17 protein-coding genes and 2 tRNA genes are annotated in these 25,436 nt (G+C 62.3%); 6 read left to right on the plus strand and 13 right to left on the minus strand.

Features of this window, described 5'->3' with window-relative positions:
- Positions 1-13 precede the first annotated feature (13 nt).
- The 3 genes from thyX to rsgA all read left to right on the plus strand — a co-directional run bounded on the left by thyX (position 14) and on the right by rsgA (position 3,737).
- Positions 14-889: an FAD-dependent thymidylate synthase gene (gene thyX, locus KGJ62_01060; protein MDE2125162.1), complete on the plus strand. Its 876-nt coding sequence runs from the start codon at positions 14-16 to the stop codon at positions 887-889.
- Positions 890-918: 29 nt separating this feature from the next.
- Positions 919-2,616: a hypothetical protein gene (locus tag KGJ62_01065; GenBank protein MDE2125163.1), complete on the plus strand. Its 1,698-nt coding sequence runs from the start codon at positions 919-921 to the stop codon at positions 2,614-2,616.
- Positions 2,617-2,696: 80 nt separating this feature from the next.
- Positions 2,697-3,737 carry a ribosome small subunit-dependent GTPase A gene (gene rsgA / locus KGJ62_01070; GenBank protein ID MDE2125164.1) on the plus strand — a complete coding sequence of 347 codons (1,041 nt, stop codon included), beginning with the start codon at positions 2,697-2,699 and terminating at the stop codon, positions 3,735-3,737.
- 91 nt (positions 3,738-3,828) lie between these two features.
- On the opposite strand, the gene KGJ62_01075 is transcribed toward rsgA, so the two are convergent.
- From KGJ62_01075 to KGJ62_01105, 7 genes are all read right to left on the minus strand, one after another.
- Positions 3,829-4,827, minus strand: coding sequence for a polysaccharide deacetylase family protein (locus KGJ62_01075; protein MDE2125165.1), 999 nt, complete (start codon positions 4,825-4,827; stop codon positions 3,829-3,831).
- Positions 4,828-4,855: 28 nt separating this feature from the next.
- Positions 4,856-5,977 (minus strand): ATP-grasp domain-containing protein, encoded by a 1,122-nt coding sequence (locus tag KGJ62_01080; GenBank protein ID MDE2125166.1) that lies wholly within the window; start codon positions 5,975-5,977, stop codon positions 4,856-4,858.
- A gap of 10 nt (positions 5,978-5,987) precedes the next feature.
- The gene (locus tag KGJ62_01085; GenBank protein MDE2125167.1) at positions 5,988-7,448 is read right to left on the minus strand and encodes an oligosaccharide flippase family protein; all 1,461 of its coding nucleotides are present in this window, start codon (positions 7,446-7,448) and stop codon (positions 5,988-5,990) included.
- Positions 7,448-8,887: an O-antigen ligase family protein gene (locus KGJ62_01090; GenBank protein ID MDE2125168.1), complete on the minus strand. Its 1,440-nt coding sequence runs from the start codon at positions 8,885-8,887 to the stop codon at positions 7,448-7,450. Before KGJ62_01090 ends, KGJ62_01085 begins: the two co-directional genes overlap by 1 nt.
- The gene (locus KGJ62_01095) at positions 8,884-10,026 is read right to left on the minus strand and encodes a sugar transferase (protein MDE2125169.1); all 1,143 of its coding nucleotides are present in this window, start codon (positions 10,024-10,026) and stop codon (positions 8,884-8,886) included. The genes KGJ62_01090 and KGJ62_01095 overlap by 4 nt, the downstream gene beginning before the upstream one ends.
- Before the next feature lie 13 nt (positions 10,027-10,039).
- On the minus strand, positions 10,040-12,247 hold the full coding sequence (locus KGJ62_01100) for a polysaccharide biosynthesis tyrosine autokinase (GenBank protein ID MDE2125170.1): 2,208 nt from the start codon (positions 12,245-12,247) through the stop codon (positions 10,040-10,042).
- A 92-nt stretch (positions 12,248-12,339) separates the two neighbouring features.
- The gene (locus tag KGJ62_01105; GenBank protein MDE2125171.1) at positions 12,340-13,161 is read right to left on the minus strand and encodes a hypothetical protein; all 822 of its coding nucleotides are present in this window, start codon (positions 13,159-13,161) and stop codon (positions 12,340-12,342) included.
- A gap of 278 nt (positions 13,162-13,439) precedes the next feature.
- Between KGJ62_01105 and KGJ62_01110 the strand changes: the two genes are divergently transcribed.
- Together KGJ62_01110 and KGJ62_01115 are read left to right on the plus strand one after the other, a co-directional pair.
- A complete protein-coding gene (locus KGJ62_01110; GenBank protein MDE2125172.1) occupies positions 13,440-13,997 on the plus strand; it encodes an AAA family ATPase in 558 nt (185 codons plus the stop codon).
- Positions 13,998-14,233: 236 nt separating this feature from the next.
- Positions 14,234-15,868: a YifB family Mg chelatase-like AAA ATPase gene (locus tag KGJ62_01115; protein MDE2125173.1), complete on the plus strand. Its 1,635-nt coding sequence runs from the start codon at positions 14,234-14,236 to the stop codon at positions 15,866-15,868.
- A gap of 40 nt (positions 15,869-15,908) precedes the next feature.
- Here the strand turns inward: KGJ62_01115 and zwf are convergent, their stop codons facing one another.
- Entirely contained in the window at positions 15,909-17,555 is a 1,647-nt protein-coding gene (gene zwf / locus KGJ62_01120) for a glucose-6-phosphate dehydrogenase (GenBank protein ID MDE2125174.1), read from the minus strand.
- 119 nt (positions 17,556-17,674) lie between these two features.
- On the opposite strand from zwf, the gene KGJ62_01125 reads away from it, so the two are divergent.
- Positions 17,675-20,197: a S8 family serine peptidase gene (locus KGJ62_01125; protein ID MDE2125175.1), complete on the plus strand. Its 2,523-nt coding sequence runs from the start codon at positions 17,675-17,677 to the stop codon at positions 20,195-20,197.
- Positions 20,198-20,208: 11 nt separating this feature from the next.
- Here the strand turns inward: KGJ62_01125 and KGJ62_01130 are convergent, their stop codons facing one another.
- From KGJ62_01130 to KGJ62_01150, 5 genes are all read right to left on the minus strand, one after another.
- The gene (locus tag KGJ62_01130) at positions 20,209-21,576 is read right to left on the minus strand and encodes a M20/M25/M40 family metallo-hydrolase (protein ID MDE2125176.1); all 1,368 of its coding nucleotides are present in this window, start codon (positions 21,574-21,576) and stop codon (positions 20,209-20,211) included.
- 63 nt (positions 21,577-21,639) lie between these two features.
- Positions 21,640-21,714: transfer RNA gene (locus tag KGJ62_01135), tRNA-Cys, on the minus strand.
- Positions 21,715-21,786: 72 nt separating this feature from the next.
- A tRNA-Gly gene (locus tag KGJ62_01140) sits at positions 21,787-21,858 on the minus strand.
- A gap of 422 nt (positions 21,859-22,280) precedes the next feature.
- Positions 22,281-23,795: an efflux RND transporter periplasmic adaptor subunit gene (locus KGJ62_01145; GenBank protein ID MDE2125177.1), complete on the minus strand. Its 1,515-nt coding sequence runs from the start codon at positions 23,793-23,795 to the stop codon at positions 22,281-22,283.
- 8 nt (positions 23,796-23,803) lie between these two features.
- Positions 23,804-25,384 (minus strand): TolC family protein, encoded by a 1,581-nt coding sequence (locus tag KGJ62_01150; protein MDE2125178.1) that lies wholly within the window; start codon positions 25,382-25,384, stop codon positions 23,804-23,806.
- Positions 25,385-25,436: the final 52 nt, after the last annotated feature.

Below are 25,436 nucleotides of genomic sequence, written 5' to 3' on the forward strand. Positions count from 1 at the left end.
CGTGGAGGCAGAGATGACCGCTGCGGACCACCCCGAGTTTGCCTCGCCCGTGCTGCGAACCGGCGCAGGCACGCCGTATTTGAGATCGCCTGGCGTGGCGCTGCTTGCGCGCCCCGCCGTGAGCCTTGCCGGGATGGCCGCATTCCTGAACGGGTTCGAAGGAGATCTGGGGTTTAGCGCGTACCTTTCGGATGAGACCGAACTGGCGCCTGGAGCTGCAATCTGCAAAGCGGCCGGACAGTTGTGTTATATGTCGTTTGGCCCGAAGCGCACAAAGAATGCCGACGCCGGCCGCTACCTTGCGAACATCAAGGAGAGCGGGCACGGCTCGGTGCTGGAGCACGCAGCATATTCGATACTGCTATACGGCATCTCGCGGTCGGTAACGCATGAGCTGGTGCGCCACCGTGCCGGGTTTGCCTTTTCGCAGGTCTCTCAGCGATACGTTTCGGGCCGCGTTCTGCGGTTCGTAGAGCGTCCGGAGTTTGCCGCCGAAGCCGATCTCCACGCCGAATTTGAGTTGCGGATTGATCGGGCGGCAGCGGAGTATGCCAGGGTGGCGGCGAAACTGCTGACGCTTCAGCAGGATGGCGGCGCGATGCTGAGTGGTGAAGCCCGGACCGATTTGCGGAAGAAGGTTCAGCAGGCGGCGCGGGCGGTGCTCCCGAACGAGACGGAAGCTCCGATTGTTGTAACAGCCAATGCGCGCGCGTGGCGCCACTTTATTGAGATGCGCGCCAACCGGCATGCCGAACTGGAAATCCGGAGGCTGGCGCTTCTGGTCTATCGCGTTTTGTTTCAAGCCGAGCCGATGTTGTTTGAGGATTACCGGGTGGTGGACTGCCCAGACGGCACGCCAGCCGTGGAGACCGACTTTGCCAAAGTGTAGCGCGCCTGCAAGTTCTGAGGCGTCCGTCGGTGGGTGATGAGCCGGTGGATGAGCCGGCGAAGTCGGTTGAGGATGGTGAGAACGGACGGCGTATAGCGTTTTGGTCCGTGGCGCGGCGCATTGCTGCCCAGTGCGCGATCTGCCTTTTGCTATTTGCAGCAGCAGTGGTATGGCGGTGGCACTTTACGCGAGGCGATTTGTGGCTGGATGAAGCGGATTACGCTACCGCAGCCACGCGTTCGCTGGACGCGAACCGCTGGGACACTTCACACAATTCGGCCCGCGACAGCGCGCTGATAGCGCTGCGCCACTTTCACCCGCCTTTCGCTTCCGAGGTGCTGATGGTGGCGCTGAAGTTTGGCGCCGATGAGCGCACCCTGCGCATACCTGCCGTGGTTTTCGGCGCTCTTTCTGTGGTGTTAGTCTACTTGTGCGGCCTGGAAATCTTCCGCGGCCGGCGGATTCTGTCGTTCGCTTGCGCCGCTATTGTGATAGTTACTCCGGCATGTGTGCGCGCGGCATCGCACGCGCTTCCATGGTCATACATCACGTTTTGGCTGCTGCTGGATATTTGGGGGTTGGTTCGCTTTTGCCGAACCCCGAATGTAATAGCGATGGGTATTATCGGTGTTAGTTTGGGCGGCATGTTGTGCACCTCCGAAATGTTCTTTCCACAACTGTTGGGAACGGGCTTGGCCGCCCCGTTTGTGTTTGCGATTGCGTGGAGATCTGCCGGCGGACGGGCGGCCCTGGCCCGCGGACTGGCGCTCGGCGCACTGAGCTTCGTGCTGGTGTCTGCTGCATTGTTCCCCGCGGGACTTCTTGGTGGAACTTACGCGATGCTGCATCACTACATGGTGATGGCGCACGACGAGTTCCCGGTTTCCGTTGGCCGTCGGGTTTATGACCGTGCTCCGAAGTGGAGTTACCTGTACTGGTACTGGCACGGTTTCCGTTGGGAGTTTGTGTGGTACGTGGCTGCGATACCCGGCGCGTTAGTGCTGGCAGCCAGGCGCCGGCTCACGGCAGGCCACGGCGCACTGGCCGCCATGGCGCTGACAATCCTCGGCACTTCGGAGGCAGCGCACATTCTTGGCCCGGAGTACTTGTGCCATGTGCTGCCGATGCTGACGCTGTTGGGCGGATTGCTTGTGGAAGCGGTGAGTGATTTGCAGGCTTACGTCGGCAGCGCTCTGGCGGTAGCCTGGATGGCGCTGTGCGCGGTGCAGCCGGGCAGCATGACCCTTGCGGGAATGGACGTGCGGTCACGAATGCCGCGCTGGGCCGCTGCGTCGCGATTCCTGGCTGCCCGATGGAAGCAGGGCGACTACATGCTGGCGCCGGCATATGCCAGCGTTGGCCGGTGGTACATGCTGCACTATGCCGGCGCAAAGGCGCAGGATTGGCAGATTGAGGCGCTGCCGAGCGGTCGCGCGCCGGCGCGGCTGCTTAGCGACATGAGGGATGGTCTTTACAAATATGCCGCGGTGGGAAGTACCTTCAGCGATACCTATACTGTGGATTGGCGGATCTCCATCCTGATGCGCCACTGGAAGGAGATATGGCACAGTGACGAACACGGAACCGGCATCAGCCGGTTGACCCTGTTTGAGATTCCGCCGGGCGTTTCGAGCCGTCACCCGCTGTGGCTGCCGCCTGTTCGAGCCAGGCGCCCGCTAACCCCAGCGGCTCCGCCCGCCGGCCTGCCGCCCATCATCTTCTTCTGATGCGCGGGCAGACAGGCGCCGCACCGGCATTCCCAAATGCCGTATACTGGCGGCAACCACAAGCACCTGCTGCTTGAGAAGTGACCGGAGGCAAGCTTATCGAGGAAGAAACTGAGGCTCGAGACCGGGCATCATCGGGGTTGGGACCGCTTGAAGAGGGGATTGTGCTTCGCGCGACGGCTGGCGAGTATACGGTTCAGGCACTGGACCAATCGGCCGGCTGTGGTACCTGCCGCTGCACGCTTCGCGGCAACTTGAAGAAGGTATTCACGTACAGCGAAAGCACCGAAACGCCGCGCCGCGTGACACGGGCGCGCAGGCCGTTTATGCAGGATGCGGTTGCGGTTGGTGACCGCGTGCGCTTTGCCGTACTGAGGCCCGGTTTCGGCGTTGTCGAGGAGATATTGCCGCGCAGCAGCCGTTTTGCACGGTCGGCATTCCGCGGCCGCGACCAGACGCTGGTGAGCAACCTGGATCAGCTTGTGATCGTGTTTGCTTGCGCCGCTCCGCACCCCGACCTCTGGCGGATAGACCGGTGGCTTGCAATCGCCGAGTATTGCGAGTTATCCGCGGTGATTGTGGCGAACAAGCGCGAACTGATCGCGGATTCTGAGTGGCCCGGTCCGTTCGCTGAGTACAGCCGGATGGGATACCGCGTGGTGGCAACCAGCGCAGTGACCGGATCGGGTGTCGCGACGTTGAAGCGGATGCTCACCGATAAGGTCTCTGCGTTTACCGGACCATCGGGCGTTGGCAAAACCAGCCTGCTGAACCGCCTGCAGCCGGCGTTACGCGGCGAAACAGCCGCGGTTGGAGGCATCACGCACAAGGGCCGGCACACCACCACGATCCGTGAGCTGTACCCGCTGAGCGGTGGAGGCTGGCTGGCCGATACGCCCGGTTTGAGGCAGTTGAACCTGCCGCCGATGGGTCGCGATGCGCTCGGCGAGTGCTTTGTGGAGATTGCGGCTGCGCTGGAGGCCGGCTGCCGATTCGGCGACTGCACGCATGAAAGCGAGCCAGGCTGCTGCGTCACGGCTGCCGTCGAGCGCGGCGAGATCAGCCAGCGCCGGTACCGAAGCTACTTACAGATCGCAACGGAAGTGGCCCCGCGCGCTTAGCGCGAGCCGTTGACTGCGCTCCAGCGGTTCGGCCGACGATATATCAGCCAGCCCGCGCCGGCTCGTACGGATTCTCGTGATTGTGCCAACCTCACCACGGCACGCCACTGGTGATGCGCGTCTGGAAGATTGCCTCGGAGATGTCGGGGGAGACCGGCAAACGCCGCACGTCGAATATGTCGGTAGCGCCACGCGGATTGCGTCCACCGTAGAAGCTGAACGCGGCTTCAAAGCCAGCTTCTTTGGCGGCCGCCTTGGACTGGCTGTTGAATGCTGCCGGCGTTCCCACGGGATAGGCCAGTGTCCTCGGCGCCCAGCCCAGCTGGCGCCTCAGGATATCGCGGCTCTGTTTCATCTCCGCCAACTGCTCCTCGACCGGCAGCGCCGAGAGTGTTGGATGGGAGTGGGTGTGAGCGCCGATGCCGTGGCCCATACCCCGAAACTGGCGAAGCTGCTCCCACGTCATGAACAGGTCGCGACCCGAATCGGCGTCGCCTTGCACACCGGCGGCCTGTTCCAGGGCCTGTAAGAACAGCTCCTGCTGGGAGGCATCCACGGCTCGGTAGGCATGTATGAGGTTTCGCGCCGCAACGGCTTGTGTTTCACCAACCCGAACCTGGTAGACATTGTCGCCAACTCGAAACGAGATCGCAGAGCCGGCGGCCCGCTTCACGCTGCGAGCGATCCTGTCCCAGTAGGGGAGCACGCCCGACTCGATAAAACCGGTGGCGATGAAGAAGATGCCGGGCACGCCCAGCTCGGCCATGCGGCAAGCGGCCGCATAGTTATCGGCATAGCCATCGTCGAACGTTATCACCGCAACCGGCGCGCCGGGATCCGCCTCGCCACGGATCATACGCAGAGCTTCGTCCTCGTTCAGGATTGGTACGTGCGTTCTCAGCCACTGAAGCTGGCGTTCGAACTCCGCCGTTGATGCCGATATCACGCCGTCATCGAATGGAGTGGAGTCGATTACGCGGTGGTAGTTGAGGCATATCAGGTCGCGCTTGTGCAGCACCGGTCGAAGCGCGAATCCAACCGGCCAAAAGCGTAACAGGCGTGACACAGCTTCGCGTTTTGCAATCGGCATTTCGGGCGTTGGTACTCCGTGACAGGATCTATTCGATGACGCGAGCGCGCACGATGCTGCTGAGAAACTCTATGGCATTCAACCTGCCATGCCTGGCGAGGTATGCCGACACGCGCAGATCTCGCTTCCAACTCCACCATACGATACCCGCGCGATAGCGGGAAGGCAGCGCAACGGGCCGCCCTATCGCGGCGCACCACGCTCCGTAGAGCAGGTCGATACCGGCCCGCTGTGGCAGCTCCACCTGCGACCAGATGCGAGCATTCACCTCGATCACGCGCGGTGCACCGGCGGCATCCGGCCGAAGTTCTATCTCGAAAATTCCCGGGGTACCGAGCGCGCGGCAAACCTGCTTCCCCGCCTCGAACACCTGGTGATCCATTGGGATGGTTTCCACAGCCGTGCCGGCGCCCCAGGCAACCTGCCGCAGTTTAAGCGACAACACGGCGGATAAAATGTCGCCATCAGGCCCACACAGAACACAGAGTGACCACTGCCGGCTGCCGAATGCCGAGAGATCCTGCTGTGCCACCACATCCATATCGCGGCTGTGACAGCGCTTCACCATCTCCACCGCCTGATCACCATCTGCCGCCAGGAAGAGCTTGGCGCCGTCACTCACTTCCAGTTGGAACGTGTGCTGTGGCTTGATGATAACCGGCATCGGCAGTGCGCGCACCGCAAGGGGGTCGGATCCGCGCGGGATCAACAGCGAATCTGGAATGGGCAGCCTGCACTCCAGCGCCCACGCGGCGAACGCTGCCTTATCAATCACCATTGCCGCGACGTCCGGTGGCGGAGCCTCAACAACAAAGCGCGCATCCAGCAGCGGTCGCTGCCGCCCGATCGCCAGCAGCGCCCGATCGGTGCTTGGAAACAGCACAGACCGCGGTGCTTCGTGCGTACTGCTCCTCGTGGCCACGAGAGCCTCAACCCAGGCATGGTCGTCGCAGTGCTCGGAGTAGCTGGGACAGATCTGAAATGAAGCTCCAGCCGGCAGACGCGTACGAAGCGGCCCGTCGTGCACCACCGTCACGGGTATGCCGTGGCGCAGCAGCACTGCGGCCGCCGCGGCGCTAGGGCCGAAGATGACCGCCGGTACCCGTGATGTTGCAACGTGCGGGTCGGGCTGCTGCAGCGCTGTCACCATGGCGGCATGCCTACTCGGCAGATGCGGGACGCATAAGGTCCAAAAGCGCCGGGATTTCCACAATCCTCAGCAGCAGCAGCGAAGCGACGTACGCCAGGGTGGAAACGACGCCGGCAGCCAGAAGCGCTTCGAGGGCAGGCAGTGTGCTTCGCGTGGCAAGGTGCAGGACGGCTGCCATAACGCCGCTGCAGATGGCGATACGTACTAGCGGCAGCTGCCTGAGCGTACCGGCGAAGTTGCGATGGAATGGCGCCGATAGAAAGAGGACGGCCAGGGCGGTGCGTACTACCATACCCACAGCGGCGCCCGTTATACCAAACACCGCCATCAGCATAATGGCGATACACCCTCCGGTAACAGTAGCCCACGCTGCGGCACGCGCACCAGCATCGTGCGCATGCACCGCGTTGAGGCCGCACCTCATGCTTTTGGACAGTCCAATCAGCGGTAGCGACCAGATGGTGATGCGAATAACCGTGGCGCACGGCTGCCAATGGGTGCGAAACAGAATAACGGCCATCGGCTTGGCCAGAAAAAAGCCCAGGAGCGCAATTGGAACGCACGTAACCAGCGAGACGGCCAGCAGATTCCGGGTCTGCTTGAGCGCGCCGTCCTTACTGGATGCGGCAGCCCGCGCGATGCCGGGGTAGAACGCCGTCTCCAACCCATCGGGAATTACGCCCAAGCGGTCGGAGGGCAGTGCGCCGGCGGCGTAGTACCCAAACGCAGTCACGCCGGCCAGTTTGGGCAGCACCAACTGCTCGGATCGATCCTGGATGGCGCCGAGGCAGCCTTGCCAGATCAGGGTTCTGGACTCAGACATCAGCGCCTTGAAGCGTGCGACCCGCCAGCGAATATGGATCGGCCCTATGTGGCGACGGACCACCCGCCACAGCGCCAACAGATTGACCACGGGGCTGGTGAGATATGCCGCCGACAGCGCTACGGGGCCGCCGCCGCGAGCCGCAACCGCGACAGTAACCACCGTCACAAGGATTCCTGCGATGAAGCCTGCCGTGGAGAACTCGCGAATTCGATCCAGCGACTGCAGAGCGTCCATAAAGCACGTTGCAACCACGTAGACCATCATGCTGCCGCACGATAGCAGCGCACAGTCGACAATAACCAAGGGATAGCGCAGTGCAACGCAGGCGCTCAGGCACAACAGAACGGCGCCGGCTCCCAGGATCAGGCGGAGACCAATCTGCTCACCCAAGAGCTCAGGCAGGCGCGCCGGGTCCTGCGCGGCGGAGCGCACAAAGAGTGTTCGCAATCCGAGATTCGTGAGGAAACCCACGGTTGCGACCAGGCTGTAGGCAACCGCCCACTGTCCATAACCCAGCGGGCCCAGCTGCCGAATTATGAACGCGGTTGCGGGAATGCTGAGCGCATTCAGCGTAAGTGGCTGAAAAATCAGGTACGCGATGCCGGCAGCCCTGGATCGATTGGCGGCTTTATCGGTAATGGGCATCAGGCGAAGTGGTGCGCCAGGAAGAAGATAAAGATGATGGAGCCAATGCAAATGCCACCGATGGAGCTGTAATCACGAAACGTCTGACGCGGCGACAGCTTTACCATGTCGGATCGCGCGGCGTAGGCAAGTTGCGCGGCTACCGGAAGCGCAGCAAGCAGATACAGCACCGGAACATACGTGCGCGATATCCAGAAAGCCGCGGCGAGGTAGCCGGTAAGCGCAAGACGCGAGCTGCGCATGTCGTTAGCAGCCTGTTCCTCCTCGCCCTCTGCGGCAGACCACCCGGGATAGTTGCGATAGCAGTAAAACAGACATCCGATGAAGAAGAAGTAGCCGAAAACGCCGAGTTCGGCGAGACATAGGACAAAGGTGTTGTGAGCGGTGTAGCCTTCGTTCAGGGCCGGAAACGCGCCATATCCCACGCCAAGCACCGGATTGTGCGTGGCGAGATAGATTCCATTCTCCCAGAAGTGGAAGCGGCTGTTTGCCGACGCGTCCTGCGTATCGAAATCGCGCATATGGGCCGAAGCCAGCATCACGATACCGAGTCCGATTGTAACGGCTGCCACAGCAGCCAGCACTTTGTGACGCGTGTAGCAGATGCCGAATCCCGCGAGCACCGTGATAAATGCCAGCAGACCACCCCGTGAGCCGGTAAGAAAGATAGAGAACACGATGAGCACGGTGAGCGCCGCATAGGTGGCACGCCGCCCCGTTGAGCCCCGCAACGTTTCGGGAATACAGAGCGCAAAGCCGGCGGTTAGCGCGGCAGCCAGGTCGTTGGGATCGCTGAAGATGCCGGTGGCTTGCGAGCGGAATGTGCCGTGCTCATCCATCGCCCCGCCCGTAAAATAGAGGAAGGCGGAGAATGCGGCAAGATAGGCGCTGCACCATATTACGGTGGCCTTAAGCGCTCGGTACCGCTCCGGTGTGTTGGCCAGATTTAGCGTGAGGATGACCAGCGCCACCAGCTTGGCGATTGCATCCACAGCATCCAATGCGGAACCGGACCGCATCGAGCCAAGGATAGCTACGAGACCAAAACAGCTGATCATCGTGATCTCGGGTGTTCGGAGCGGCCGTTCTCGATGCACAATGAGGTGAGCGATCCAGCCCAGTAGCGACGTTACGGCCAGCATCTCGAGCAAGTGCAGGCTCCGAAGTGAGTAGATCATCTCCTCTGGCCGGATATAGAGCGCGGCGGCAAACGCCGTGATGCCATAGAACGGGCGCGCCAGGATGGTGAGGCCAACCGCCAGGGCAATGCACAGCCCCAGCGTTTTGAGGTCGCCAACCACTGCCACACTCAGCGCGACCACCAGCGGCAGCACGATGGTGATGGTGAGCAGGAACAGGAGGGAGCGGCGCGGACGGAGGCGCAGGCGGCTGGCGGGACCGAGCACCAGTCGGGCGGCAGACCGGGCAGGCAGGTTCATTTGCTGCGGCGAGTGCCGCTTTTGCCAAGGCGGGCGAGGGTTTGAACCAGTATGCGCAGGTCCAGCCACAGTGACAGGTGTGAGATATAGAGGAGATCGAAGCGCAGCTTATCCTGCGCGCTGGAGTGGTATCCCGCGTAGACCTGCGCGAGTCCCGTCATTCCGGGCCGAATTGCGTGGCGGCGTGAGTACGACGGCAGAGTTGCTTCAAATTGTCGCACAAAGTGAGGTCGTTCCGGCCGCGGCCCCACCATGCTCATGTCGCCAATGATCACGTTCCACAGTTGAGGCAGCTCGTCAACGTGTGTTCGCCGCAGAATCGCGCCGAGCCCTGTGAGCCTGGGATCGCCCGGTCCCGTAGAGAGCACTGGACCTGTGTGCCGTTCGGCGTCTGCAACCATGGTCCTGAACTTGTAGATGTTGAACATGCGGCCATCGAGGCCAATGCGCTCCTGCGAAAAAAGCGCCGGTCCGCGGGAGGTAAGGCGTATCGCCAGCGCTGCAAGCGCCATGGTCGGTGCGAAAACCACTGCTATGGCGCCGGCGGCGGCGACATCGAACAGGCGCTTCACGGCCAGACGTACTTTCGCGGGTCGCTGGGTCAACGGTACCAGGGCAACATCGTTGATACTGGTGACGCGGTGCAGGTGGCTGAGGACGGTTACCGGCGTCGGTATCGCGTGAACGGCGACGGATGGATTGGCCGCCATAAGATCTTCGGCCAGTTTCTCCTGCCAGGATGGGTTGAAAGCGAAAAACAGCTCGTCTGCGCCGTAGCGATGCAAGTCACCGGGCGTCATCTCTGGGCCGCCGAGTACCGGCCAGCGCGAGCTTCGCATAGGTCCGGCAGTTTCGTCGCCGACAAGCCCAATCACGTGGTAGCCGTGCTCCTCAAGGTCGCGAGCCAGGCGAAGGGCGACCGGCCCGCTGCCCACAACTACGGCCCGGAGCGCGCTTGGCGCCGGCAGTTGGTCGTCGGCTTCCGCCACACGCTCGGCGACACCGGTAAGGTGGCTGGGAGCCGCCTGTGTAGCCATCAGGCCAAGGCAACTCGCCAATGCGCCTGCGATCAGCATGGGTAATGCCGGTATGTGGGGCAGCAGCGCTGCGGCAAGGAAGGCGAGCGACTCAAACATCATGGGAGGTGACAGCCTATTCGTTTCCGGACCAGGTATCGGCAGCCGGTCGCTCCGGCATTGTGGGACCTGGGCTTACGTTGGATAGAATGCTGCCGATTCCGCGTTCGTGCACCGCTTTGGCCTCTGCGGTGCGAGTGCGAGTAAGGCTTGGTGGGGCGTCGGTAAGTACAGTACCCAAAACGGCAACGCCGGATTCCTGCAGTGCTTCAGCCAGGCGCGGCTCTTCGCCGCTGGGCACATCCAGCGCGCGGGCGCAGATGATCGCCGCCTGCACCACGGGAGCCAGGAGCATGGCATCGGTATATTCGATGGCGGGAGCGACATCGTAGACCACGAAATCGCTGGCACCTTGCAGGCTGTTGGCCAGCACCGGCAACCGCTCGCTGTTGAGCAGCGCCCAGCAGTTATCGGCCGACTTTCCTGCCGTGATAACCCGCAGTCCCACGATTGTGGTGGGACGAATCGCCCGCTGGATGGAGGCGCCACTTTCCGACAGGAGGTCCGAGAGGCCGAAATCGTTCTGCAGGTTGAAGGCGTTATGTACACCCGGCTTGCGGAGGTTGGCATCCACGAGCAGCACGCGATATCCTGCCTGCGCCAGGGTGATGGCGAGATTGCATGCGGTTCGGGTGCATCCCTGGCCGCTTCGGGTGGAGACCACGGTAAGTGCACGCGGCATGTTGCCCGTTATGCGCATCAGATGTAGACCAAGGAATCGATAGGCTTCTGCATGCGGCGACTGCGGCAACAGCTCTGAGGCGCGGGCCATGGCAGCACTGGTTACCGAACCGCCGGCTTGCGGAATAGCCGTCAATATCGGCCCGGGGTAGGCGAGTTCGGCCTGTTCGAGGTTCAGCGCGCGCCGGTCCAGCGTATCGACGGCAACGCAGAGCGCCGAAGCGAGAACCAGCATGGCCAGCCCTGCGGCGATAATCCAGCGCAGCGCCCGTCCGGGCGTAGAGTTGATAACCGGATTGTACGGCGAAACCTTGTTCAGGATGACGACGGGGCTCTGGCGCGTGGCGGCATCCAGGCTCAGGCGGGCGCTGTGGAGGCGGCCGGCCACCGCGATGCGGTTTTGCAGCAGCTGCTGAACCTCGCCACTCACTACCTGCGTGCCGGTGTTGGCCGCTCCTAGCCGACGCACATCCGCAGCAGCCGATATCAAGGAATCCGAGATCTGCTGCACTTCAGCCCGGGATGCGGAGACCTGCTGCCGGAGCAGCGAGAGCTGCTGCTGCGCCTGCTGCCAGTTGGTTGCTGCGGCGGCGGCATCTCCCGGCGGTATCGCAGCGGCCAGCGGGTGGGCGGCCTCCTCCGTTGCTACGCGATTCTGCAGATCCTGAACAATGGCTAACTGCCGCTGGACGTCTGGATGGGCATCCGTCAGGGTTTTGCGCAGCGTGTCGAGCTGCAGTTCTGCCTGGGCGAGCTCGGTCTGTAGTGTCCCGAGGATCGGATCCGAAGCCAGTGGCGCGCCGGATGTTCCGCGGCGTGTGCTCCTGTGCCCCCTGGCGGTTCTTGGCGGCGTTTGCCCACGCATCGAAGCCGTGAGGGTGCTGAGTTGCGCCTGCAGTGCCGCGGCGTGCGCCACCGCAGAATCGTGCTGTTCGCGCAGATTATAGAGCCGTGTGAGCGCGGGCTCCAAACGTGGGTCCGGTGTGGCATTGCCGGAGTGGACGGCCACATCCAGCGCCCGAGCGGAGGCGAGCTTCACGTCGGTATCGTGCAGCGCTGCCTCCAGCAGATGTACAAGCTTAGCGTCTTGACTCTGGTTCAGCTCGCGGGCACGAGCCACAAAGCTGTCGGCGATGGCGTTCGCCATAAGTCCGGCGCGTACCGGGCTGGAATCGGCAACCTGAAGCTCGTATGTGTCGCGGCCAACGGCCTGCAGCACAATATTCTTCAGCAGGTCGTTGGGCAGCGCGGACTCTTGCAGGCTCGCCAGTGCCGGCGCCAGAACCTCGGTGCTTTTTACAATTTCGTCGTAGGCCGCAGCTTGTGACTTGGCGACCACCGGATCGGTGGAGCTGTATTCGTTGCCGTTCTGCTGCGTATCCGAGAAGTTCTGCTGCGGTATCGTCATCAGCGACACCGTGGCCAACCAGCGCGAGCCGACCTTACGCGTGAGCGCAAATGTAAGCACCATTGCAAGCAGGGAGCTGAGGCCGATTGCCCATGCCCTACGCCGGACGATTGTCAATGCCTTCAAAAAATCCATAGAGCTCTCGTTCTACGCCCGGTTGTCGCGCGGTTCTCCTTAAAGGTTTGTCGTATTTCGGTTTCGCAGTCGGGCGTAGCCCAACTGCACGGCTAGCCGGTTCGCCGCCGGCGTCGTACAGTGGCCAAACCGGCGATTCCGCCGCAGCTGATGAGGCCGGCCAGGAACAGGTAGATGGTGTCGGATTCCGGCGCCACCGACGGCTTGTGCCCGCCACCGCCGCCAGAACCAAAGATGCCGCCCAGCACCGGCAGAAGCCAGATCGGGGATACGCCGCCATGGGCGCCGGCTACGGGCACCTGCGACCGGTAGACTCCGCCAAAGGGTACTGCGCCAGCCGGTATGATCCCGGGCGACGAGCCAACAAAGTTCGCCACGTCCACCGGCGTTTCGGGCTGTGGCAGCACGGCAGCCGCCACTTGCTGAGGCTGCATCGTGATCGACTCACCGCTGAGGAGCGGCCGTGGCATCATTGCCACGCCTTTCAGAACGGTGCACGGATTGCCGCACATCTTGATCAGCACCGGATTGCCGGCGGCGTCCAGCCAAACCAGCGTGCCTCTCTTCACTGTGTAGCCCCGGTGCGCAATATGGTTGCCCGGATGGATGAAGTAGACATCCATTACACGATCTGCCGGCAACTTCGCCAGTCGGAGTTCGCTCAGCTTGACCAGCACGTTGTGCGCTGAGAGGTGGAAAACCGCCTCAAAGCGATGCATCTCCACGGGACTGTTTCGCACCTGATTCACCAGCTGCTGCCGCGAAAGTGCAGGGCGGAGCAGAAATGATCCGGTAGGCATGCGCACGGGCCGTTGCGACGCTGCACCTTGCAGCGCCAGAGAACCGAATACGCAAAAGAGAACAAGTTGCAGGGCGCGCGCACCGAGCGAGCCCCGAGCCTTCGATAACGTCATTTTGGTAATTCCCTAGCTGCCTGCTCGCGATGTAGGGCGGCCAACTCGGCCGGGCTATGTCGGCAGACTACCGTGGTGGCGTGCAAACGGAACGAAACAGCGTTATGAGTGCCGTCATGCATCCAGTGCTCCCTAAGGGCCTGTACGTGCAAAAAGGGGACCGATTTGCCACGTCGGTTCTGCCCGCAACGGACAGTGGCAGTATACTCTTTGCCACCACGGCCCGGTTTTGGGCAAAACCGGGTCGAGTCACTCCGCTGAGTTCGCCGAGGATGATCCTGAATCGCGTAATTGCTGTAGTGGGCATGACGGGTTCCGGAAAGAGCCTGTTGTGCCGTGAACTGGCCCGTCGCGGATGCCCGGTGATCTACTTTGGCGGCATCGTGCTTCATGAGGTGCAGGCGCGCGGACTGGCGCTTACTCCGGAGAACGAAAGGCGCGTAAGGGAGGAACTGCGCGCAGCCGAGGGGATGGACGTCTGTGCGGTGCGCGCGCTGCCGGAGATCCACGAACTGCTGGAAGCAAATCGCAACGTGGTGGTTGATGGCCTGTACAGCTTTTCCGAGTATCGAACCCTTTATGCGGCGCTCGGCGGACGGCTGATCGTGGCCGCCGTATGCTCTCCACGCGCGATGCGCTACCGGCGGCTCGCTGAGCGGCCAGAGCGCCCTCTGACCGCGGCTGAGGCCGAAGCGCGTGATATCGCCGAGATTGAGAAGATTGAGAAGGGCGGTCCCATCGCGATGGCCGATATCACGTTTTTGAACGACGCCGGCCCCGAGCAGATGGCGGACGCGGCCGATCGCCTGATTGCGATCGCCTTGTCCGAGGCGTAGCGCGGTCCCGGCTTCCGGATACAGCAAGCGCCGTGCGAGTAGTGGTTGTGCCGCGGATAGAGACATCCAGTATAAGACGCCAACAAGCACTACGGCTGTTCACGATAATCTACAGCGAGCGACGTATTTAACAGCGACGACGGCCAGACGATGGTCTGGAGTGTGAGGAGCCGTCGCACCAGTCGGTTCATCGGTGCATTGGTTGGATCCAGAGGGCAGCGAGTTACCAAACGCTTATGCTTTCCCACGTACTCTCCAGCGCAGTTCTGGGCGTCGATGCCTACGAAGTCGATGTCGAGGTAGATGTTTCCAGCGGCATGGCCGGCAGCATCAATCTGGTGGGCCTTCCGGATGCCGCCGTAAAAGAGAGCGTCGACCGCGTTCGGAGTGCAATCCGCAACTCCGGTATGCACTTCCCCTACGATAAGCGGATCACGATCAATCTGGCGCCGGCCGATATCCGCAAGGCCGGGCCCAGCTTTGATCTGCCGATCGCTATAGGTCTGTTGGCTGCAACCGGCCAGATACCTGAGGACTACCTTGCGGGAGCGGTGATCATCGGTGAGCTGTCACTGGATGGCGCGGTGCGTCCGGTGAATGGCGCGCTGCCCGTAGCCATGGGCGCCCGGGAGCGGCAGCGAACCCGTCTGTTTGTACCGGCGGCCAATGCGCGCGAGGCCTCTGTGGTGGAGGGATTGGACGTGTATCCGGTGCAGTCGCTGCCACAGTTGGCAACGGCGCTCGCCCTTCCCGATACTTTGGAACCACTACCTTACGACCCACAAGTACTCAACATTGAAGCCCTCGAGTATCCGCTGGATTTTGCCGACGTAAAAGGGCAGGCGCATGTGAAGCGAGCGTTGGAGGTTGCCGCTGCGGGCGGGCATAACGTGCTGCTGATCGGCCCACCCGGATCCGGAAAGACCATGATGGCGAGCCGCCTGCCGGGCATATTGCCGCCCATGACCTCGGATGAAGCGCTGGCCGCAACGCGGCTCTACTCCGTAGCCGGGCTTCTCTCTGCCGAGGTGTCACTGGTTACCACGCGGCCGTACCGCAAACCGCACCACACCGTTTCTACGGCAGCGCTGGCCGGCGGCGGCACCATTCCGCGACCAGGCGAAGTAAGCCTTGCTCATCATGGCGTGTTGTTTCTGGACGAGCTGCCGGAGTTCGGTCGCGACGCCCTGGAGGTTTTGCGGCAGCCGCTTGAAGACGGTGTGGTGAGCGTTGCACGGGTTTCGGCCTCCTACACGTTTCCGGCCAGCTTTACCCTGATTGCCGCGATGAATCCGTGTCCATGCGGCTACTATGGCGACGCCTTTCGGCAGTGCATCTGCAGTCAGGGCGCAGTAGCCAAGTACCAGAAGCGCATCAGCGGACCGCTGCTGGATCGCATCGACCTGCACATCGATGTACCGAGAGTGCCGGAGGAAGACCTGCTGCACCATACCGTTAGCGAGGGTACGGCCGCAATCCGCCAGCGCGTTTGCCGCGCCCGTCACCAGCAGGCTGCCCGTTTCGCAAGTCATCTGCCGACGGAGCCGGACACATCAGATCCGGCTTCGGCAGCGGAAAACATACGTGAAGAAGGCGGGCAGCAGCCATTTCACCCACACCGTCGCCGCCTGTTTTGCAACGCACAGATGGGCCCGAAGGAGATCCGCGCCTACTGCAAAACCACCGAGCCTGTGCGCAACCTGCTGCGCGCCGCAATTCAACAGTTGGGACTCTCGGCTCGTGCCTATGATCGGCTTCTGAAGGTTGGCCGTACGATTGCGGATCTCGATGGATGTGAGCAGATAGCGCCACAGCACATCGCCGAAGCGATTCAGTACCGCAGCCTGGACCGAAAGTTGTGGGGCGCCTGACGCCGGCGGGGCCGGCACGTACAGAGCCCGATGCGGCAGGCTACCGGTGCGGTTCGCCTGCGGCCGGTTCGCCCGCCATCAGCCGCTGCCCCGCCGGCGGGCCCCAGGTGCCGGCGGCATAGTTTGGGAAGAGCGGGCAACTGAGGTGCTGCCAGGCGTGCAGAACCGGCGTTATCAGTGACCATGCCGCTTCCACTTCATCATTGCGGGCGTAGAGCGATGCGTCACCACGTATTGCGTCGAGCAGCAGGCGCTCGTAGGCTTCCGGGATCGGCTGATTGAAGCTGGAGCCATACCGGAAATCCATGCGGACGGGTTCCACCTGCATGTCGGGACCGGGCATCTTGCTGCCTATTTCGAGCCAGGCGCCTTCATCGGGCTGAATTCGGATTGTGAGGCGGTTTGCCGGTACTGCCGTGCAACTGAGCCGCGCAAACAGCACGTTTGGAATTGCCCGAAAGCGAATCTCGATTTCGGTCTTCCGTTCCGGCAGTCGCTTACCGGCCTGCATAAAGAACGGAACGCCGGCCCATCGCCAGTTATCCACAGCGAACTGGAACGCCGCATACGTCTCGGTGTTGGAGTCGGCCGCAACGCCGGGTTCATCGCGGTATGCCGGCGCCCCGGGCTCGGTTCCCTCCGCCTTGCCGGCCGCATACTGTCCGCGGACGGTGAAGTGCTCACAATCTGCCGGTGTAAAAGGACGGATAGAGCGTAGGACCTTCACTTTTTCGTCGCGGATCGCATCGGCTTCCAGCGAGGTTGGCGGCTCCATCGCCACCAGGGTGAGCACTTGCAGCCCATGGTTTTGAACGATGTCGCGCGTAATGCCGGCGTGGTCAAAATAGGGACCCCGGCCCTCCATGCCAAGCGTCTCGGCTACTGTAATCCGCACCGAGTCGACGTACTTCTGGTTCCAGAGCGGCTCGAATATCTGGTTGGCGAACCGCAGCACCAGGATGTTCTGCACGGTCTCTTTGCCGAGATAGTGGTCGATACGATAGATTTGGTCCTCTGTGAAAATGGAAGCAAGCTCGCGATTCAGGTCGCGCGCCGTGTCGAGGTCGATACCAAACGGCTTCTCCACGATCAGACGCACCCACGCGTGAGGGCCCGCTTCATGGTTCAGACCGGCCGCGCCGATCTGGCGAGCGATAGGTGCGAACTGATCGGGCGGTGTGGCCAGGTAGATTAGCCTGGCGCCCGGCAGGTGGTGACTCCGTTCGAGTTGGCGAAGGCGCTCGGAGAGCGCCTGGTATGAGGCCGGGTCATCCAGGTCGCCGCGCACGTAGTAGACGCGGCTCGAGAACGTGTGCCACTCTTCCGCCGTCCATGCGGCATCCGAACCGAATTCGGTTAGAGACTGGCAAACGTCGTCACGAAATTGGCCATCATCCTTGGGCCGGCGGGCAAACGCCACGATGATGAAGCGCTCCGGCATCAATTTGCGCTGCGCCAACCGGAAGAGCGCGGGAATGATCTTGCGTCGCGTCAGGTCGCCGGTAGCGCCAAAGAGCACAAACGTACAGGGCTCTGGAGCATGGGTTTCGGTTTGCACTCTCTCAGCGCTCTCTCCGGCCGCGCAGGCGACTGTTGCGGGATCCGCACACGACAACGAGTCGGATTGTACCCCTACCGGCGTGCCGGTATCCGGCCCTCTTGCCGATACCCGCACTGTTAACTGCATCATGATAACGGTGTTGACAATGTTGCAGGAATCGTTGTGTCTGTGCGCGAAGTGGCTGTTGTACCAGTGGCGGTGCTCGCAGCCGTGAGCGCCAATCTTGAGAGCGGAGGGTTACTACAATGGGACATAAGCCCCATGGAGCTGCTACAGCCGGACGACAGCTCCGGCCAATTCTCATGACTTTCGGGAGGGTCGCGGTGCTGCTGCTCGTGCTCAGCGGCGCCTCGGCGGTGCGATCTGCAGCGCAGATACCGCCGCTGGTACGTGGCTTTGCGCCGGGCTCGCCGCCCGAGCGGCCGATAACGCAAGTGATGGTCAAGCTGGCGCCCGGCGCCAATCCGTTGCTGTTTGCGGCGCAATTCTCTGCGGTGGCAGCGCGGCTCACAGGTGCGAACCACACCGCGGTGTCTCAACTGGCCTACAAAAGCTCCATACCGAACCTTGACTGGCACGTCTTCCGGCTGGCTCAGCCCTCCGCGCTGAATGCGACGGTAGCGGCGCTGAAGAGGATGCCGGGCGTTTTGTTTGCCGAGCCCGACTGGCACATACGCGCCGAAACCCTGCCTCCGCCGAACGATACGTACTGGGCCCTGGAGGATTGGGAGCAGTTGATCGTGGTGCTAAGCGGCCTTGACTCTACCGACGCCGATGCCCGACAAGACGATTCGGCATTCTGGACCTACACCTGGAACCTGGAGGAGATCAACTCACTCGGCGCCTGGAACACCTTCCCCGGCCACTACTACACCGCGGCGGAGCGGAAGAACCTTGCGGCAAACGACCCGGCAAAACTGCCGCTTGTTGCCGTTATTGACAGCGGGATTGACTTTTCTCACGCCGACTTCGCTTACGTAGCGGATGTCTCTACGAATCCCAACCAATCGACGCAGACCGACATCTCCGACGGCGGCCAGATCAATACGGCGCTGGCGCGCAACTTTGTGTTTGGCAACCGCAACCCGAACCCGATGTTGGCGCAAGACGACCTGGGACATGGCACCAGCGTCTCCGGTATCATTGCGGCCGCTGCGAACAACGGCACGGGCATCCCCGGTCTTGGATTTGTGGCGCAACTGGTCCCACTCAAGGTAATCGACAGCACGGGCAGTGGCGACGACTCGGACCTCGTCTACGCCCTGGAGTACGCAGCAGCCAATCACTGCGTCGTTTGCAATGTAAGCCTGGACCTGGATACCACCACTTATCCTCAGGCGTTGGCCGACGCCGTGGATTACGACTGGAAGCATGGCACCCTGGTGGTGGCGGCCGCCGGCAATGACGGCGACCCAACACACCCATCCGACGGCGAAATCCGCCGCTACCCCGCATCTCTTGTTCATGTGCTCGCCGTGGCTGCTACGGCATATGGCGGCGACACGGTGATCGGCGGTGAGCAGCTCGCGTCGTACAGCAACTACGGCTACGAACTCGGCGTTGCGGCGCCTGGCGGCGATATCACCACGTTTGTAAACAACGCGCCGAATGCCGATACTCTCGGGCTCAATCCAACCCAGGAGTACGTGCTGATCTGGTCGACAGCTCCTACTTACACCGTATCGCTGTCGGACCCCACGAACCCCGCTCTGGGCGAGTATGCGCAGCTGGGGCTGTACGGGTTGAACTATGGATCGCTGCCCGGCACATCGCTGGCCACGCCACACGTTACCGCGCTCGCGGCTCTGTACGCGGCGGAGCACGGATACAGCCAGGTTCACGGGTTGCCTCAAAAGCTGATCAACGCGATTGAGCGTGGCGCACATCAGATGAACGCGAGGCCGGATGGTGGCTGGGACAACGTGTTCGGGTACGGACGAATCGATGCGGCAGAGACGATTGCAGACGCAAATCCGCGGGCAGCATGGAAGGGCGGCGTCGTCGGCAGGATCACGTTCGGCACCACGCCGGTTGGCGATGTGAATGTGGTGGCGACCTCACTGAAGAGGCTGCACCAGTACTCCAACTCCACGTACCCGGATGGCATCTACCATATCGTCAACTGCTCCACGGATTGGTATGTGGTACGGGCGACCGTGTTCGGCAATACCGACGCCTTTTTGGCGCCGATCGACGCGGGCTGCGACTACCAGGGCGCTTCAATGCCGCTCGACTTCAATCAGGTGACCATAACGCCAAACGCCTATGTACACTACGGCGCCAGCATCCAGTTCAGCGCAACCGTCACCGGACCCAGCAACACGAACGTGATCTGGAGTCTTCCCTACCATCCAAAGAGCGCTTCGCTGAGCAGCACCGGCCTTCTGAAGGCGCCGACGGCGTTCACCAACGAACGGGCGGTGGTTGAAGCGCAGAGTGCGGCAGATCCGGCTCGCGATGATATGGCCATCGTTACGTTTGTGCCAAGCGTGACGGCGGTTTCGGTTCAGCCCGGCAGCGTTACCGGCGGCACCTCGGCCACCGGCACCGTTACGCTAGACTACCCAGCGTCGTATTTTGGTGCGACTGTGACGCTAAGCAGCGACAATTCCAACGCCGGAGTCCCGGCCACAGTTACGGTTGCTCCGGGCGCAAAACAAGCGACGTTCACGGTTACCACAAAGAGCGTAACATCAACCGCAACAGCGAACATCAAGGCGACGTACTACGGCACCTCGGCTTCGGGCGCGCTGACGATAAATCCCTGACCGCTCGATCCTCAGCGTGGCAATTCTCCCACGCGTGAGAGAAGGTGAGCGCAGTGCAGCGTGCCGAGCTCAAAATCGTCGAGCCTTACGTTTTCATTCGGCGAGTGCGCCCGCAGCCCCGGGTATTCGATGCCCGGCGTTGCGATGGGTAGGCCGAGGTGATGTGCGAACCACCACATAGGCCCGGATGAGCCCAACATGGGGGCTATCGCAGCCTGCTGCTGATAGACCTGTTCGCCGGTCTCGGCAGCAAGCCGCACCCACGGGTGGTCGGGATCCACTCGAGCTGGCCGCTGTCCGTTGAGATAGACCGACTCAACATCCTCAAACCCGAGCCTATCCAGATGCTCCCTTAACAAGCGACCCACGGTTGCCGGATCTTGATCTGGCACCAGCCGGAAGTCGATCTTGGCGCGGGCGTCGGCCGGAAGCACCGTTTTTGAACCGGGTCCCTGCCAGCCTGCGTCAAGCCCATTGATTGTCAGAGAGGGTTCAAACACGGCTCGCCGGTGATACTCCAGCCCATCGGTCTGGCGACCGCCGAGGAAGCCGGAATCCGGGAGAACGTAGCGGTTTCGTACCTCGGCTGCATCATTCGGAAGAGCGCTGAGCAGCTGGAGGTCGCGGATCGTTGGTAGTACAGCGGTATCGTAGTGACCGAAAATCGCGATCCGCTCATCCTGGCTCTTGAGGCTTGCCAGCGCCCACGCCAACCTCCAGGCGGCGTTGGGCAGAATGCTGCCGCCGAAGCCGCTGTGGGCATCGTGTGAAATGGTATGGCAGCGCAGTTCAAAGCAGGCGATGCCGCGCATGCCGCAGTAGAGCAGTGGCGCTCCCTCCGGGGTGACCATCCCCTCTTCCCAGATGCAGGCATCCGCGGCCAGCAGCCCGGGATGGGCCAGGATCCAGTCACCAAGGTGGGGACTGCCGATCTCCTCTTCACCCTCAACAAGAAACTTGACGTTGAACGGCAATTCACCGGTGACGGCACGCAGGGCATCCAGCGTGAGCAGTCGCGATGTAATGTGGCCTTTGTCATCGCCAACGCCGCGACCGAATGCCACCCCCGAACGGATCGTCAGTTCGAACGGCGGCGACTCCCATAGGTCCAGCGGTTCCGGCGGCTGAACGTCGTAGTGGTTGTAGAGGAGTATGGTCGGTGCGTCGGGCTGCCGGCCGGCGAGCGAGCCGAAGACGATAGGCGGTCCGCCGGCGGTCGGCATGACTTCGGCTTGCAGTCCGTGCTCGCGCATTTGCGCGGCAACCAGTTCCGCGCACGGCTCCAGGGCTTCGGATCTTGCCGAGACGCTGGGAATGGCGCAGAGAGCGGCCAACTCACCGAGAGCGCTGTCAAGTTGCCCGCGTATGGCGAGGCGCACTGCGGTGGAATCGACCTGCGAGGGCTTAGTGTCCAAGGGTAACGTTGAGGCGGACCGGGGAGTTGGAGGCGCCGACCAGAATCGAACTGGTGATAACGGTTTTGCAGACCGCTCCCTTAGCCACTTGGGTACGGCGCCTGGATGGATCCAGCCGGCTGGTGTTCGGACCGCAAACGCCGGCCCGAAGAACACCGCCATGCGGAGGCTGGAAGCGGGAGACGAGACTCGAACTCGCGATATCCAGCTTGGGAAGCTGGCGTTCTACCACTGAACTACTCCCGCACTGCGGGCTTCATTATGTGGCACGGCGAGAGCAATGTCAAGGCGGCGCGTGGCCTCACGACAGAACCTGAGCGCAGTAGAACCGTTGCTCCGGGGAAACAGCAGCGCTGAACGCGGCGGCGCAATCCGGCAGCTCCGGAGCCGGAAGCGGAACCCGAACCATTAACTGCCGATCCCTCGGCTTCGCTCGGGATGCCCACTTGAGGTTGGTTGACGACCGGAGGCCCAGACGACGGAAGGTATACGTCTTCGGGGCAGAGGCGCCACTATGCCTGGCCGGCGGATGCGAAAACAGCGCAGAACCAAGCGGAATAGGCAGTGTGCGTCTCACGCATGATGTAACCGCAGCTGCCGGAATCGGCTGGATCGGTCGCAGATTCCAGGCTTGCGAACACCTGGGTATCGGGCCGGGGCGGTGGGCCTCAGTTGGCAGGCGCCACTTGTGCCGCACTGACGGGAACCTCGGTTGCAGCCAGATGGTCGCCTGGTTGGACCTGTGCCTGTCCGATGATGATGAGTTTCTCGCCCGGCTGGAGACCGGACCGGATTTCGGTGAACTGGGAGTCAGTGAATCCGAGTGTTACTGCGCGCCTGGCTGCTATAGCGTCGCGATCCACAAACACGTGCGCAGCCGTCCCACTGTCCGGAAGAATGGCAGGCGTCGGCGCGACCACGGCATTACGATGCATGGCGAGAACTATGGTGGCGCGAGCAAACATCTGTGGGCGCAGAACATTGCCGTCATTTCGCAGTGAAATGCGGAGCGTAAATGCGCGCCCGGCGGCAGAGGCAACCGGATAGATCCGAGTTATAGTTCCTTGAAATACCCGGCCGTTCAGCGCATCCACATTCACGCCTACGGGCATCCCGGTGTGGACAAACGCGAACTGATTCTCCGGAAGCTGCGCATCCATGTAGATGCTGTTCAGGTTGACGATCCGCATCACGTTTGGCTTGGTGATGGCCGCCTCCATACCGGGATCGATGTCGCGCTCGGCTACCACACCACTAATTGGAGAGCGGATGGAGGCATCGCTGAGCGCCTGTTGGGCGATACGCACAGCCGCCTCCTGCTGGCGCACGGCTGCCAGGGCTGATACTATTCCGGCGTTGGCGGTCGCAACATCCTCCTGCCGCAGCCGCACCTGCTGGCGGTTGCCGATGGCGGCTGCAAGCTCCTGTTGAGCCTGAACAACGGCGTCCTGAGCGCGGCGCACATCCTGGGGGCGGTTCCCGGCACGCAGCAAGCTGTATGCCTGAAACGCAGAGTTGTACTGAGCATCGGCCGAGTCCGCCACCGATTGCGCCTGATCCAACTGCTGGGCGGATATAGCCTCTTCACGATAGAGCTCCTGGTACCGCTTCAGATCGGACCGCGCCTGCGTTCGGCTGGAGGCGGCAGCCTGAACGTTTGCCTGCGCCTGCTTCAGCTCTTGTGGACGCGCACCTTCTCGCGTAACGGACGCCTGCTCACGGGCCGCGGCCAGCGCCGCCACGTCCTGCCTGATTGCGGCCTCCGTCTGTACCTGCGTGAGGGCCACGGTGGTCCTGGCGTTGGTAAGGGTCGTCTGGGCCTGCGTTACCCGGCTTTCGGCAGCAAGCAGGTTTGCCTGCTCCGCTGCCAGGCTGTTCCTCAAGTCCGACGTATCCTGCTGGGCGACGATCTCGCCGGCATGCACCACGTCGCCTTCCCGCGCGTAGACGGCCACGATCTTCCCTGCCGCCTTCACGGCCACGATCACATCGTTGAGGCTCGCGAGGGCGCCGGTTACCTGAACGGTATCGGAGATGTCGCGCCTTTCAACGGGCCACACCGAGACCTGTACCGGCACTACGGTTTGTGCCGCGGGCGTACCAACTGGCTGTTTGCCCGGCTTGCTGCAGCCAACCATACCGACCAGAATCGCCAATGCAATTAACGGAATGCGCTTCGTCATCGGCTGGTTCACTTCGCAGGCGCCGCTGCGCCGACTGCCGCAGGCGGCGGCGGCGCGGGAAACCCTGCGCCGGCAGGAAGGTACGCAAACCGCCCGGCGGCGTGATCGAGCGCCGCGCGCGCGGAGTTGAAGTCGTAGAGAGCGTTCACCTGATTATCCTCCGCCTGAGCCAGCGCAGACTGTGCGTTGCTCACTTCCAATAAAGGCGAGATGCCCGCCTGGGCGGCCACGCCGGCATTGTAGCGCACACGCGCCAGGCGGTATTGATCACGTGCCTCCTTGAGTGCCGCATCGGCAACACGGACTCGCTCGGCAGCCTGAACGACGTTGAGCCATGCCGTGCGCACATCTAACGTGACCTGGTCGGTGACGACACGAAGAGCGTTTTCAGCTACGGCGACTCCGGCCCGCGCCTCTTTGAGGCGTGCTTTGGCAAACCCGCCCTCGAAGATCGGCATAGAAAGCTGAGCCACAAAAGCCCCATTGGTGGTAATGGGCGTAAAGCCGGCTGCATTCGGATTGTAATTGGCCGTAATCGAAAGGCCGAGCGATGGAAGCTGGCTCCGTTCTGCCAACAGAATGCCCTTGCGAGCGGCAGCCAGGGCAGCATCGCCTTCAAGTATTTCTGGCCGGTCGTTCAGCGCCTGCGCCAGATCGGCGCGATAGTCGCTGCCCAGGTCGAGCGCGTCGAACCCGGTGCTTGTCGCAGGCGCAGTGACCGTAGCGGCTGTGGGCGGATTCAGGACTGCGCCATCGGCTGAAACCTGCAGCGGCGTATCGATGTTGAGCCCGATGGCGCTGTTTAGCGCGGCAACAGCAAGGCTTACCGAACTTCGGGCCGATATAAGTTGCTGCTGTGCGTTGGCCACGTTGGTTTCGGCGCTGATCACATCAAACTGCGCCACGGTACCGGCACGGAGCTTCTTCCGCGCGTCATCCAGCTGCAGCTGATTGTCGCGGACGTTCTCGGAGGCCACGGTAACGGTAGCTTCGGCGCGCAGAAGGCTGTAGAAGGCCGACTTGACGCTAAGAACGAGGTCGTTTTGCGCGCGGTTTATGTCGAGGCGGCTGCTGATCTGTTGGAATTCGGCCTGGGTTTTGGCGGCTCGCAACTCGCCGACGATATCAATCGGCAGAGTTGCTTGAAGGCCCAACACCGGCTGATCGGGATTCGCAAGCACAATGGTCTGTCCGTTGAACTTTGCTGATTGTCCCTGATTAAGCCGGGTGTATGTAAAGGTGCTGCTAAGCGTTGGATTGAAGGCGGCGCCGGCTTCGGCCGTGTGGCCTTGTGCCTGTACGAGCGCCTCCTGTGCCGCCACGAGTGTTGGGTTGACGCGCAGCGCCATGGAGACCGCCTGCGCGAGGGAGAGAGGCGCGCCGTTAGCGCCAGGTGAAGCCTCCAGGCCGGGCGACTTGTTCAGCGCCGGTGTTTGAGCCTGGGCATGCGCGGCCGGCGGTGCGACGAGCGCGATTACGGCCGCAGTCGCTGAGATCAGGGAACAGCGGCTCCGGCGATCGGATGGTCGGCGGCGAACTGGAAAAAGCTTCATGGGCATGAACTTTTGTGTAACGAAGGAATTATTCATAAGAACGGGCGGACGCCTGAGGATGCGCCCGCCCGTGTTACGCCTTGTGACC

The organism is Armatimonadota bacterium (assembly GCA_028871815.1).
Lineage (GTDB): Bacteria > Armatimonadota > Chthonomonadetes > Chthonomonadales > Chthonomonadaceae > REEB205.